Source organism: Mucilaginibacter frigoritolerans (assembly GCF_007830615.1).
GTDB classification, from domain to species: Bacteria; Bacteroidota; Bacteroidia; order Sphingobacteriales; family Sphingobacteriaceae; genus Mucilaginibacter; species Mucilaginibacter frigoritolerans.
On record NZ_VLLI01000003.1, the window covers coordinates 169,671 to 183,157 of the forward strand.

The 13,487-nt window shown below is 40.2% G+C and carries 14 protein-coding genes; 6 read left to right on the forward strand and 8 right to left on the reverse strand.

Features of this window, described 5'->3' with window-relative positions; translation table 11 throughout:
* Positions 1 to 44: 44 nt before the first annotated feature.
* Positions 45 to 1,958: an SPFH domain-containing protein gene (locus JN11_RS06515; RefSeq protein WP_144910888.1), complete on the reverse strand. Its 1,914-nt coding sequence runs from the start codon at positions 1,956 to 1,958 to the stop codon at positions 45 to 47.
* A 204-nt stretch (positions 1,959 to 2,162) separates the two neighbouring features.
* The gene (locus JN11_RS06520; protein WP_144910890.1) at positions 2,163 to 2,516 is read right to left on the reverse strand and encodes a response regulator; all 354 of its coding nucleotides are present in this window, start codon (positions 2,514 to 2,516) and stop codon (positions 2,163 to 2,165) included.
* 258 nt (positions 2,517 to 2,774) lie between these two features.
* Between JN11_RS06520 and JN11_RS24380 the strand changes: the two genes are divergently transcribed.
* Positions 2,775 to 2,942, forward strand: coding sequence for a hypothetical protein (locus tag JN11_RS24380; RefSeq protein ID WP_170227699.1), 168 nt, complete (start codon positions 2,775 to 2,777; stop codon positions 2,940 to 2,942).
* Here JN11_RS24380 and JN11_RS06525 read toward each other — a convergent pair whose 3' ends face one another.
* Both JN11_RS06525 and JN11_RS06530 read right to left on the reverse strand, forming a co-directional pair.
* The gene (locus JN11_RS06525) at positions 2,943 to 3,170 is read right to left on the reverse strand and encodes a hypothetical protein (RefSeq protein WP_144910892.1); all 228 of its coding nucleotides are present in this window, start codon (positions 3,168 to 3,170) and stop codon (positions 2,943 to 2,945) included.
* A gap of 40 nt (positions 3,171 to 3,210) precedes the next feature.
* Positions 3,211 to 3,837 carry a chloramphenicol acetyltransferase gene (locus tag JN11_RS06530; RefSeq protein ID WP_144910894.1) on the reverse strand — a complete coding sequence of 209 codons (627 nt, stop codon included), beginning with the start codon at positions 3,835 to 3,837 and terminating at the stop codon, positions 3,211 to 3,213.
* 123 nt (positions 3,838 to 3,960) lie between these two features.
* On the opposite strand from JN11_RS06530, the gene JN11_RS06535 reads away from it, so the two are divergent.
* Positions 3,961 to 4,359, forward strand: a complete 399-nt coding sequence (locus tag JN11_RS06535) for a hypothetical protein (protein WP_144910896.1) — start codon at positions 3,961 to 3,963, stop codon at positions 4,357 to 4,359.
* A gap of 1 nt (position 4,360) precedes the next feature.
* Here the strand turns inward: JN11_RS06535 and JN11_RS06540 are convergent, their stop codons facing one another.
* Entirely contained in the window at positions 4,361 to 5,587 is a 1,227-nt protein-coding gene (locus JN11_RS06540; RefSeq protein WP_144911339.1) for a multidrug effflux MFS transporter, read from the reverse strand.
* 235 nt (positions 5,588 to 5,822) lie between these two features.
* On the opposite strand from JN11_RS06540, the gene JN11_RS06550 reads away from it, so the two are divergent.
* Positions 5,823 to 7,139, forward strand: coding sequence for a gluconate:H+ symporter (locus tag JN11_RS06550; protein WP_144910898.1), 1,317 nt, complete (start codon positions 5,823 to 5,825; stop codon positions 7,137 to 7,139).
* Here the strand turns inward: JN11_RS06550 and JN11_RS06555 are convergent.
* Both JN11_RS06555 and JN11_RS06560 read right to left on the reverse strand, forming a co-directional pair.
* Positions 7,136 to 7,684, reverse strand: coding sequence for a hypothetical protein (locus JN11_RS06555; protein ID WP_144910900.1), 549 nt, complete (start codon positions 7,682 to 7,684; stop codon positions 7,136 to 7,138). The genes JN11_RS06550 and JN11_RS06555 overlap by 4 nt on opposite strands.
* Before the next feature lie 155 nt (positions 7,685 to 7,839).
* The gene (locus JN11_RS06560; protein ID WP_144910902.1) at positions 7,840 to 8,238 is read right to left on the reverse strand and encodes a GNAT family N-acetyltransferase; all 399 of its coding nucleotides are present in this window, start codon (positions 8,236 to 8,238) and stop codon (positions 7,840 to 7,842) included.
* An 84-nt stretch (positions 8,239 to 8,322) separates the two neighbouring features.
* On the opposite strand from JN11_RS06560, the gene JN11_RS06565 reads away from it, so the two are divergent.
* On the forward strand, positions 8,323 to 9,798 hold the full coding sequence (locus JN11_RS06565; RefSeq protein WP_144910903.1) for an aminotransferase-like domain-containing protein: 1,476 nt from the start codon (positions 8,323 to 8,325) through the stop codon (positions 9,796 to 9,798).
* Between the two features lie 62 nt (positions 9,799 to 9,860).
* On the opposite strand, the gene JN11_RS06570 is transcribed toward JN11_RS06565, so the two are convergent.
* The gene (locus JN11_RS06570) at positions 9,861 to 10,367 is read right to left on the reverse strand and encodes a DinB family protein (protein ID WP_144910905.1); all 507 of its coding nucleotides are present in this window, start codon (positions 10,365 to 10,367) and stop codon (positions 9,861 to 9,863) included.
* A 320-nt stretch (positions 10,368 to 10,687) separates the two neighbouring features.
* Between JN11_RS06570 and JN11_RS06575 the strand changes: the two genes are divergently transcribed.
* Together JN11_RS06575 and JN11_RS06580 are read left to right on the forward strand one after the other, a co-directional pair.
* Positions 10,688 to 12,325 (forward strand): glycoside hydrolase family 31 protein, encoded by a 1,638-nt coding sequence (locus tag JN11_RS06575; RefSeq protein ID WP_246138955.1) that lies wholly within the window; start codon positions 10,688 to 10,690, stop codon positions 12,323 to 12,325.
* 78 nt (positions 12,326 to 12,403) lie between these two features.
* Complete coding sequence (locus JN11_RS06580) at positions 12,404 to 13,450, forward strand: LacI family DNA-binding transcriptional regulator (RefSeq protein WP_144910907.1); 1,047 nt, start codon at positions 12,404 to 12,406, stop codon at positions 13,448 to 13,450.
* Positions 13,451 to 13,487: the final 37 nt, after the last annotated feature.

The following is a 13,487-nucleotide window of genomic DNA, read 5'->3' on the forward strand; positions in this document are numbered from 1 at the left end:
GAGACTCCTGAAGGCTAACGTTAGGATTAACTATTTATCAATAATTACTCTTCTTTTTTACCACCTTTATTCTTTGCGCCTGATTCCGGATTAACTGCATCTTCATTAGCTTTCTGTAGCTTTTTCAGCATTTCATTACCTATCAGGGCATCAATCATTCCGTTACCACCACCATCTTTACCACTAACCAAAATATCAGGCACTAATTTTATACCATGACTGGCCAGCGCTTCGGCAACACGTACAATGGCGTATTGTTCGGTACCCATGGCCTGGGTTTTTTGTTTGGTAACTTCGGCTTCTGATAAACCTATGGCCTTAATTTTGGCAGCTTCTGCAGCACCGTTTAATTCGGTAGCATTTGCATCAGCTTTGGCATTCACTATTTTGGCTTCAGCATCAGCTTTGGCTATCGTAATTCTCACTTCAGCATCAGCGGTAGCGTTAATAGTTTTGGCTTCGGCCTCACCTTTTGATGCGGCAACTTTTGAGGCAGCCATCTGCGTATTTATCTCTACCTGGCGGGTTGATTTTACCACTTCGGGTTGCATATCGGCACCGGCTTTTGCGCTTTCAAACTCTTTACGCTCAATTTGTGCGTTACGCTGTATTTCATAGGTAACTTTTTCCTGCTCAGCTATCTTACGGTCAGTAAGCGTTTTCATTAGCGCTGCAGGAGGTACAATATCACCTATCAGGGTATCAACACCAACCACATTATAATCATCAAGAACCTTGCTGATATGCTGTTTGGCATCATCCTGCCTTTGAATACGGTTGGCCAAAAACTCTATCACATCACTCTTTTGTGCCGAGTTACGGAAATAGTTGGCAATAGTAGGCTCCAATACCTGCGAAACCAGGTTTTTCATATTACCGAAACGGGCAATTACCTTTGGAGCTTCGTTTCTGGGGATGTGTATAATTTGTGACACATCCAGGTTAAAGGTAAAACCATCAGATGAACGCACAGTAATGGTACATAGGTTCTTATCCAGCTCGTGTGCTTCAGTACGGCTATCAGCCCAGTTCAATACAATGTTGGTGGTAGGCACTACCTCAACAGCATGGGTATAAATATTAACCGGATGCTTACCAGGATCAAGCGGTTGCTCCCAAACACCTTTTTCGTTGCGTTTAACTATGTTACCATGTTTAAAGCTATCACCGCTGGTATCCTTACCTTCAGGACCAACAAATGAGTTAACTACACCCACGTAACCAATTGGGATATAAACCATATCTACCTGCTCCACAATAACAAACCATGGGTTTAAATAGTAGGTACCTGCAAGTATTACATCTTCCTGCAAGCCTTTCATACCACCGGCATTAATAAATGCCATAGGATCCTGGTAGTTTTTATGGCCGGCAACTGATACCCCGGCAATCTCGCCTTTTTCAAGCGGCTCACCATCAAGGGTGGTAACAATACCCACCTTATTTTCATGGATCTGTGTAATAGGTACCATTTCAATTTCAAACAAAAAGTTGTTGATACGGTAGCTACCAGGCGTTAAAAATGCAGCCTGCGGGCCCTTTTGGCCATTATTATCCAAAAAGGCAATAGCATCCTGAAACTTATCGCACTCAACCGGTTTACCCAGTACACGGCCGGTATCCATAGGTGCACCGTCTTTGGCCTTTACCAGGCCCAGTTTGCCTTGCTCAATAACGGTAAAAGGCGCCATATTAATGGAATACTGCCATGGCCACATACCCCAGTATAAACCTGGTGCAAGGGCTTTGGCTTGCATACCAGCTTCGCCATTTATGGCGATGATACGGCCATCGGGCAGTCTTTTAGCACCTCTGAGCACATATTTTTTAACAACAAGACCAATTCGGTCGTCCGGCACGATAACCATACCGAAGAAAACGCGCAAAACAGATTTGTACAGCAATAAAATTACCACCACAGGCAATGCCCATAGCAGGTAAGGAACTAGTGAATTCATTTTTTTTAGATTGAAAATTTTTATGATTAAAAAATCCGGAGCCCTGAAGGTGCGGGCCTTTACGACAACTTACAGCTTTAATCCGTAGTACCTTGGCTGTATAGTATAAATTAGATGACAAGGCAATTATTTTGTTACAGAAAATCGTGATAAGTTTTCTCAAATATGCATTACTCATATTTGATTTGCAACAAAGAAATAGAATTATATAATAAAAGTATTGATCAATCCCGTCAGGTCTCCAATATCAAATGGTTTGGCCAGGTAGGTATCTGCCAAACTTTTTTTTGCTATTACCTCAATATTTAGATGTGTTGAAAGCATAATTACAGGGATATGCTTAATAGCAGGGTCAGATTTTATTTTAAGACACAAATTATCACCAAGCTTCATGTTTAAAAAATGATCGAGCAAAATAATATGGGGTGATAATTCATAAATTTCATGGGTTGTTAATATAGTGCGGGAGTTAACATTTTTAAGGCCAATATCATTAACGATATACCCCAATATATCTAATGTGTCTTTATCATCTTCAATGATTAAAGCTGTTTTCAATGCGAATAAATTTTAGGTGGCTTAAAATATAAAAAAGCAATACCGGTTATTATAATATTGTTTTTCCCTACAATAATAGTTAAAAGCAATTAAATATTAATTATAAATCAAAATAAATCCATTAAAAATTTAATTTTTATTTATAATTATATCTTGCCATGACATTTCGCAGACGCAAATCTTCAATATTTTAAATATCAGTTAAGTATTTGTAAACATTTTCGGTTTATAAAGAGTTACTTAATAAATAGCTTAGTTATGAAAAAAATACAAACCAAAGAAGGTTCAACTGTTGAAAAACATTCACAGGCCCAGGATAGCAGAAAGCATAATGAACTTAAAACAGATTATCCGCTAAGTGAAAAAGATGAAATTAAACAGGCTGAAGAGAAGATGAGAAAATCGTCAAAAAAAGAAAAGAAATGATCAGGCTCCGGTGCTTTTTTGTTTCTCTTCTTTTTTAACTCTTATCCATGCGGTAATATAAATACGGGCATAATATAACAGGCATATAATAACCAAACCTACCAGTATCCCATCAAATACTGGTTTTAAACTGATATAGTTTGAAGACAGGAATTGTTTTACCGAAAATTTTGCCAGCATTACAACAATATACACCAACAGAAATATTTGAATAACTTTTAGTTTCATAACAGACTTGCTCTTTGAAGTAAATTTAAGCATTATTTTCTTAAATCTCTTTATTCAATAATTCCTGGAAACAATTAATATACTGACCTACATGCAAGCCGTCAACCAAAGCGTGGTGAACGTGGATAGAAACAGGCATGGTTCTTTTATCAACGTTAACGGTCATTTTACCAAAAGAGATCCTCGGACAACTATCCTTTACCGAAAACATACGTGCATGTGAAATGGATGTAAAATCGATCCAGGGTAGGGATGAATACCGGATCAAATCTTCATTGGGGGATCTTACCAGGTCTGTTCTGCTTTGTATCCGCTCAACTTCTTTGTTGGCAGTATCTATAAATACATCAAGCACCGGGTTATAATCCATATAACCATAGCCAAAGGTTCCGTTAGCACGCGCTATGGTAGTACCTGCATTAATCTGGTCATAAATAAATACCTCATCGCTATGAATACGGTATTTAAATGGCTCGATAATTTGCGCAGCCTCTAAAGAACGATACAAGCTATACAGAAAAAAAGAAACGCCATTCTCTTTGGCAACACGATAAGCAATGGTACAATCAACATTTACACAAACACCGTAAAAAGGCTCATCAAATTTGCTGAAGAATTCAAAATGATCCTTACGGCTCCAGGTTTGTATATCAAGCTTACGTTTCATGGAGCGAAAATAAAGATTTTTTGAACCACATGCAGAGATGCAATATTTTGCATTTAGATTTATCCCAAATCACCACTTAAAACTTCTTATTTTGGGCTTTGATTTCGAACCAGCAATTCCGTCATGAATAAACAGCTTATTTATTTGCCTGCCTTAATATTTCTTTTACTAGCAGTATCCTGCAAATCATCCATTAGTCCGGCAGATCTATACGGTAAATGGAAATATGTTAAGGTAGAACATCCGGATGACCCAACCGACAGTGTGCGAAGCGCAGAGCTGGCCTACGATAAACCGTATATCCGTTTTTATGGCAATGATAGTTTGCAGATGATGTGGGGAGGAAAGTTATTATCACACGGCACCTTTACTATCGATGGCCATAATATCCGTTATAAAGAACAATTGCCCGATGGAACAACCAGGGCGTTCCCTTTTTGGGTAATTAAGCTGACAGATAGAGAAATTGTATTTGAAACTACCGTTGCCGATAAATCGAGAGTGACAGCGGTGAAAGAATAATTTAATGTATTAAAAAATTAGTTTCTTCATCACTTTCAACCGGTTCGGGTATTGCCCGTTTACCTATCATCAAAATTAAAAAAGCAATTATTGCTGCTGCTGCCATTAATCCTGCCATTGGGATGGCACTACGACTTTTAAACATACTAACCACAATAGAAACAAAAGTTCCTATTGCCATTTGAAATGCGCCAAGCAATGCGGCAGCCGTTCCGGCATTTTTGGTGAAGGGCGCCAGCGAAAGCGCCGAAGTATTAGGGTAAGTGATACCCACACAACACAAAAAGGCAAAAATCATTACGATGGTTCCATAAATATTTAACCAGTTATTTACAGAACAGGTTAAAAATATAATAGAAATAATCACCATTGATAATAAGGATACATTTACAATCTGCTCGCTTTTAAACCTGCGCGTCAGCATGCTATTTAACTGACTTGACCCAATAAAACCAACAGATAGCAGGGCAAATATCCATCCATACACTTTGCTGCTTACTCCGTATACATCCATAAAAACAAAAGGTGAAGCAGCCAGGTAAGAAAACAGGCCGGAAAACCCGACTGCTCCACAAATAGCATAGGTAAAAAACTGCGGATTTTTCATTACCGACCAAAAACTGGTAATAATCGGAACCGGTTTTAATGAATAGGTTGGATCGGGCCGATAGCTTTCGGGTAAAAAGAAAATTACTGCAAACAACATCAAAGCTGCAATACTGGCTAATATTAAGAATATCAATTGCCAGCCAAATGCAGCGGTAATATAGCCACCTACAGTTGGCGCCAACATAGGCGATACACCCAAAATAAGAATCAGTAATGCAAATACCCTGGCATTATCCTTTAGCGGAAAAATATCGCGCACCATAGCCATAGCAGCAACCGTAGCTGCACAACTGCCAATGGCCTGTACAAAACGCAAACCGATAAGCATTTCTATAGAACTTACAAAATAACAGCCAACAGAGGCTATAATGTAAAGCACCATTCCTACGTACAATGGATTTTTACGCCCAAACCTATCCAGTAAAGGACCATAAAGCAATTGACCTACTGATATCCCGATAAAAAACCCGGACAAGGAAAGTGAAACTTTTTCGGTAGTGGTATGCAATGATTTGGCAATAGTTGGAAAGCCCGGCAAATACATATCAATTGAAAAAGGTGCAAGAGCAGTTAACCCACCCAATATCAGTACCAAAAGAAAATAGCGTTGTTTCGTCATTGTGGGGTTAGTGTTCATACCTACGTACAATTCAATGTTGTTGCCTTCGGGTCAAGTATATGAACAAATTTCCCATAATCATAGGCTGTAATTTCATTAACTATCCTTACACCGTCATTTTTCAACTAGCTATTACTAAACTTTTTTTATGCAAACACAGAAAAATGAGCTTATTATTTTGTTTTTTTGAGGATAACAGGCAACATCCAATCTTTAACCCCTGATCTAATTACCTATGGCCCTTTTAATTATCCTTTTTTGCATTATCCTGCTGGTTTTACTGGTAAGCTGGGTTAAGCTTAATCCTTTTATTGCTTTTTTAATAGTATCCATAACCGCAGGCTTATTATTGGGGATACCTATTGGCAAAATCACATCATCGGTACAAAAAGGCATTGGCGATATATTGGGGCAATTGGTTATTATTATTGTTTTAGGGGCGATGCTGGGCAAACTGGTTGCCGTTAGCGGTGCAGCGCAAAAAATTGCTGAGGTTTTGGTGAACGTTTTCGGCGAAAAATACATCCAGTGGGCTTTAGTGGCAGCTGGCTTTATTATTGGGATCCCATTATTTTACGGAATTGGTTTCGTGCTGATGGTTCCGCTTATCTTCTCGGTGGTTTATAAATACAAGTTACCTGCGGTTTATATTGGCCTGCCCATGCTGGCATCATTATCGGTTACCCATGGTTTTTTGCCGCCGCACCCCTCGCCTACTGCGCTGATAGCCATGTTTCATGCCAGTATGCCCACTACTTTTATTTATGGCTTTATGATTGCTGTACCAGCCATCATTATTGCCGGACCTGTGTTTGCCTCATTCCTTAAGAAAATACCTTCCGAACCTTTAGAAACCTTCAGAGCCAAAGATATGCCTGAAGATAAATTACCGGGAGGCTTTAACAGTTTTTTTACCGCCCTACTGCCTGTTCTGCTGTTAATGCTCACTGCTGCATTTCCTTATCTGCATATTACTAATCCAACGGTACTAAAACTGGCTGCTTTTATTGGCGATCCTTCTATTGTTATGCTGATAGCTTTGCTGGTAGGCACTTATACGCTTGGAGTAAAACAAGGGAATACTTTAGGCAAACTGGCTGATGCTTATGGCGATGCCATAAAAGATATTGCCCTGATATTATTGATTATTGGCGGCTCGGGAGCGTTTAAAGAGGTATTAACCGTAAGCGGTGTAAGCGGACAAATAGCGGGTCAGTTACAACAAAGTTTGCATTTGCAACCTTTAATACTGGGCTGGTTAATTGCGGCTATTATCCGCGTAAGCCTTGGTTCGGCAACCGTAGCAGGCTTAACGGCTGCTGGGATCGTAGCACCTTTAGTATTGGCTGGCCATGTTAACCCTAACCTGATGGTATTATCAATTGGTGCAGGTAGCCTGGCACTTTCACATGTTAATGATTCTGGCTTCTGGCTGTTTAAAGAATACTTCAATTTATCCATTAAAGACACCTTTAAATCGTGGTCTGCAATGGAATCAATCGTTTCAGTTATCGGGCTGATTGGGGTATTGGTATTAAACCAGTTTGTTTAATGCTTTTTAGTACTATCCGTTTTACTTAGTACTTCTTTTTGGCATTCTGCAGCAACTTGCTGCATTTCATCATGTGGGATAGGTATCACCACACCTTTGGGATGTATTGCTTTCAGTTTTACAATTACGCAATCGCAAAATTTATTGCCGTTGTCCAAATCGTTCTTCTGCCAAACTTTTAAAATAGCATCCCGTAAGTCCTGCTCTACCGTTGGCGACCATGGTACCGTTTTGGGTAATGGGTTACCATTACTATCTTTTGAATGGGCAGTAGCATACTCCTGTCCTATTTTTACACTTACTTTATTCAGGCTATCGGGAGGTACTGATCCTAGTCCGCCGGGTAACTCTTCTTTTAACCGTTTTACGGTATAGCTAACCAGGTCCTTTCTTTTGTTATCATCTTTATACCTGGTTTTCATCAAATTATCCAGCTCGTTATAAATCTGTTGTTCGTACTTTGGTGTCCATACAGACTTTACCGGTGATTTACAGGCGCTGATGCTGATGATTAATACCAGCATCATTAACAATATCTTTTTCATCCCTTTAGCTCAAAATTATTCGCGCACAAACATAGGAAAAGCCTTCAGAATTAATTGAAGGCTTTTCCTTTACGATTGTATAAATTTTGTAACAGACTATAAATTCAATCTACCCTTTGCATCCTCATTACCGGTAGTATGCTGACGAGCGGGGCTTATTTTTCTCTTTTAATAATAAAGCCATTATCAACACTATCCATGCCAATTTTAGGATAATACTCCATTGCTGATGGAGCCGCAAGTAGCAGGAGCATGGTTTGTTCGCCAATGGTTTCTTTGGTTTTGTACACCAATTGCTTTCCTATTCCGGCTTTCTGATAATCTTTTTTAACAGCCAGATCTGACAGGTAGCAACAGTAACAAAAATCGGTTACTGAGCGGGCAATGCCAACCAATGTATCACCATCCCAGGCGGTTACCACCAGGTCCGAATTTTTAAACATTTTCCCAATTCTTTCCTTATCAGTTGTTGGCCGTACCAGGCCCGAGTTATCGTAAACTTCAACAATATCATCAACGGATGGTGTAAAATCTGTTTTGTAAGTAATTTCCATGATCTATTTTTTTCTTATCTCCACAAAAATATTCCATTTTAAGGACTACCTTAGGATCCAGAAACAAGAAACCATGTAGTCCAGATGTTACCTTTTGATACACTCATCCCCATTGATAAATCTTCCGGCCTGCCTGCTTACCAGCAGGTAACGCATCTTATTATTAAACATATCCGCAATGGGGTAATTAAACCGGGACTACTGCTACCCGGCACACGCGAAATGGCGGGAATACTGAAACTACATCGTAAAACCATTATTGCAGCATATGACGAATTAACTGCACAAGGCTGGACAAGCGTTATCCCCCGCAAAGGCTTTATTGTTTCTGAAGATCTGCCTGAAATAAAGCCCAAACAATGGGATAAGGATACAACGGGCTATGCTTTTAACAGCAAAATGCCTGGCCCGTTTTACCCGATTAATAAGATGGGGCTTCTGACGCCAGCCCCTGATACCAAACAACCCAACCTGATTGTTGATGACGGGCATCCTGATAGTCGCCTTGCTCCCATGGTTCAGTTGCACCGCGAATACCGCAGTCGTTTAAAACAACAACACGTGGTAAAACAGGTATCAGTTACGTTAAGCGCTGGTACACCAAAGCTACGGGAAGCAATGGTAACTTATATGGCTCAAACCCGTGGACTACAAATGCAAACTGAAAATATCCTGATAACACATGGTGCCCAAATGAGCATTTATTTGGCGGCAAGTCTGCTCTTAAAATCGGGTGATTACGTAATTGTAGGAGAACCGGGTTACTATGTGGCTAACCAGGTTTTTGAACATATGGGCGCCCGCATTATCCGCGTACCGGTTGATAAGCATGGTATTGACATCACAGCAGTTGAAGATGCATGCCAAAAATATCCGGTAAAAGCTTTGTATGTTATACCGCATCATCATCACCCTACAACAGTTACTTTAAGCCCCGAAAGAAGGATGCGTTTGTTGGAGATGGCCGAGCAATTTAACTTCAGCATTATTGAAGATGATTACGATTATGATTTTCATTATACCTCGTCGCCTTATTTGCCCTTAGCAGCGGGTAATCATCATAACAGGGTGGTTTATATCGGGTCATTTTCAAAGGCATTATCGGCCACCATCCGGATCGGCTTTATGATTGCGGCAACAGACTTTTTGAGGCAGGCCATTTATTTAAGACGTATCATTGACCTTCGGGGAGATCATGTGATGGAAGAATCATTGGCCGCACTGTTATCAAACGGCGATATCAGCAGGCACTTAAAAAAGGTTAACAAAATTTATTGCGAACGGCGCGATTATCTATGTACTTTACTCGATACCCATTTAAAAGATGTGGTACACTATACTAAACCAGACGGTGGCATGGCCATATGGCTAGTGTTTGATAAGCGTTATCCTTTGAGCGAAATATCTGTAAAAGCAGCCAAATACGGCCTGTTTATTAATAACGGTAAATTATTTGATTCGCCCGACGTTCATTACAATGCTTTACGTTTTGGTTTTGCTTCGCTGAATTTTGAGGAAATAAAGGAAGTGGTGGAGATAATTACAAAGACGGTTAATTGAAAATTATTCAGCATAAAAAGAGTCCTCTAATGGCGTTGAGGACTCTTTTTTATAGCATACCATTAAAACCTATTCCAAAAAGCAGGTGGCTCAACATCTAATGATCTGAGGTATACCGTGCCCTGTGCGCGATGGTGTATTTCATTATCAATAAAGTATAACACCATATCGATAGCCGCACCTTCCCATTGGCCAAAGGCTTTTACCTTCTCCTGGAAACGTTCTTCTTTAATTTCAGGGAACAAGCGATTTAATTCTACGGTTATCACATCCCAGGCCCATAAAATATCGGCCTTAGTTTTCATACCCGATTCCTCAAAAAGTGGTGCCAACTCTTCCGTATATATCCATTCGTTAGTGAGTATACCGTTTACCCCCTGGGCCGACATCCACATAATTTCGATAGCCAGCGCCGCAAACGAACGCATGCTGCCAATTGAATAGTTAAATAATTGATCTTCCGGAAATGATTCAATCGTTTTCCGTGTTAAACGGCGGTGCCCCTGCCAGTGATCCAAAAGCGCCGCTGATGAAATAATACCTGCTGATTGTTGTGTTAAATTTTCCATTGTTTTCTTTTAATAAATGATCTGAAACAAAGATGCACCGGGCCAGTGACAACAGTATGTCAGTAGAAAATGAAGAAAAAAAATATTTGATGTCGTCTTAATTAGATGTACCAGCACACGTATTTTTTGCAGGTTTTCACGGAATATAAAAAAAATATTACAAATGTGTTCGCACACGCATTATTTTAATTATATTCGCTTTACAAATGTATAACATACATTTAAAATACAAATATCTATTAATTTAACAGTGTTTCCGAACACATATTTATGGAATTTTAAATAGACATAACCTATTCCGGATTACATTCAGAAAAAAAATGAATTATCATATAATGACCATCAAAAAATTAGCAAAACAAATCGTTACCGCTTCGTTGATCATACTACCGTTCTTTTCGGAAGCTCAACAAATTGGGCAAGAACAACATTTTAAAATTTTAAAAGGCGAGCAATGGTATGGCGGAACGGTAGATGAAGGAAGCCAGGCGCCTTACCAGGCAGGGTATAATTTTGACCTTTTTAGAAATAATAATGATAATCAATCTGCGCCGCTTTTGCTTTCCTCTTCGGGTCGGTACATCTGGAGCAACCAACCTTTTAAATTTTCTATTTCGAAGGATGAGGTGATCATTTCAGACAATCTGGACAGTGTAACGATGCATACCTCCGGTAAAACCCTGGCGGATGCCTTCAATTCAGCCAGTCACGCGCAGTTCAAAGCCAGTGGACTAATGCCGGATAGCCTGCTGTTCGCTAGTCCGCAGTATAATACATGGATAGAGCTTGTGTATAACCAGAACCAAACGGATATTCTGAAATACGCTCATTCCATTATTGACAATGGCTTCCCTCCCGGTGTTTTAATGATTGACGATAACTGGGCCGACTATTATGGCAAATTCGCTTTCAGGAAAGACAGATTCCCCGATGCTAAACAAATGATTACAGAATTGCACCAGATGGGTTTTAAGGTGATGGTTTGGGTTAGTCCGTTCATATCTTCAGATACGCAGATTTTTCGCGAGTTAAACGATAACCGGTTGCTGATTATGGATAGCAAAGGCGACAAGGATCTGAAATGGCAGGATGCAAGCAAACCGGCCATTATTAGCTGGTGGAACGGTTATAGCTCATGCCTGGATTTTACCAATCCGGCGGCACAAACCTGGTATAGAGGGCAGCTGGATAGTATGATGTCGAACTATGGTGTTGACGGTTTTAAATTTGATGCCGGGGATATTGAATTCTATACCGGGGACATCCTCACCTACCAAAAAAAGAATGCCAATGAGCAGTGCGAACTATGGGGATCAATGGGTGCTTATTTTAAGCTTAACGAATACCGCGCCATGTGGAAAAGAGGCGGTCAGCCTCTTGCCGAACGGCTCCGGGATAAAAAACATAATTGGACAGATTTGAAAAAGCTCATTCCCAATATTACCGCAGCAGGCTTACTGGGTTATCAGTTCACTTGTCCTGATATGATTGGTGGTGGGGAGTATGGTTCCTTTATTGGCCTGGCCAAATATGATCAGGACCTGGTAGTGCGTTCTGCCGAATGCAGCGCCCTGATGCCGATGATGCAGTTTTCTGTTGCCCCATGGCGCATCCTGGATAAAGAACATCTGGCAGCAGTAAAAACTGCGGTGCAGATCCGAAAAAAGTACACACCTTATATCCTCCAAACGGTAAAAGAATCAGCCAAAAGCGGGGAACCTGTTATAAGGAATTTGGAATACGTTTTCCCTGGTCAGGATCTGTCAGCAATCAAAGATCAGTTTATGCTGGGTAACCGACTTATGGTAGCGCCCGTTCTGGATAAAACCACCACAAGGACCATAGTATTTCCAAAAGGCAAATGGAAAGGACAGGATGGAAAAATATTTAAGGGGCCGCTAAAAGCAACGATCAATGCAGCTATAGGAGAGCTCCCTGCTTTTGACAAAATAGATTAACAATAATAGCTTCTACAGGCAGATGGGATAGTGTGGCTAACGCAAAGTAAAATAACCGTTTAACATGATGATTTCAATATGGAACGAAAAATTACTACCATCAAAGAGATTGCAAAAATACTCAATGTATCTACCTCAACGGTATCCAGGGCGCTTAAAGGGCACCCTGGCATCAGCCCTGTAACTACCGACCGGGTACGCAAGGTTGCCGGGGAACAGGACTATATCCCTAATCAATCGGCTATATCCTTTAATAAAAAACGGTCATATACTTTAGGCCTCATCGTGCCTGAGTTTTCGGAACCATTTTTCTGCTCGGCATTTAATGCGATAGAAAACATTGCTACCGCCCATGATTACAATATCATTATCGGCCAATCCTATGATGATATGGAAACGGAAGCAAAGCTGGTAAAGAAATTTATGAATCATCGTGTAGATGGGTTGATTATCTCCATCGCCAAAAAGGGCAGCGACTATCAACAGTTGTCCATTCTCGAAAAACTTAATATTCCAGTGGTGTTTTTTGATTGCGTGCCGGATAGGAAAGACATCCATTTTGTAGCATCTGATTTCCAAACCAGTCTGTTAAAAGGAATGCAGGAGTTAATAACAGCCGGGCATCGTAAAATAGCACTGATAAACGGACCAACCATTCTTTCAGCCACCAGGCAGCGGCTGGTAGCCTATATAAAAGGACTTAGGGATCACAACATCGAAATAAACTCCAGTCTTATAGTAACTACCGATCTTTCCCGCGAAGGAAATTTGTCGGCACTAAATAAACTGATCCATCTGAGCAATCCTCCTACAGCTGTAATTGTTTTTAATGACTATGTTTTTCTGGATTGTTTAGATCTCTTAAATTCTAAAGGCTTAGAAGATCTTTTTAAGTTTATCAGCTTTGGGAATATGCCCGGTTGGGTACTTTACCATCACAAGCCATTTGGCTCCATAGAACAATTCCCGGCTGAGCAGGGGAAAATTGCAGCTAACATGCTTATGCAGCTCATGATTGGGAAAGAAGCAGAAGATGAGCCCCCTGCCAAAAACTTCCAAAAATATATCGATTCAGACATCGTCTTTTTCAGAGACAGCATAAAAGCAGATCAGGCCATTGTATAACATACGATTGCACAACCGTTTGCATACGATTAAGCAA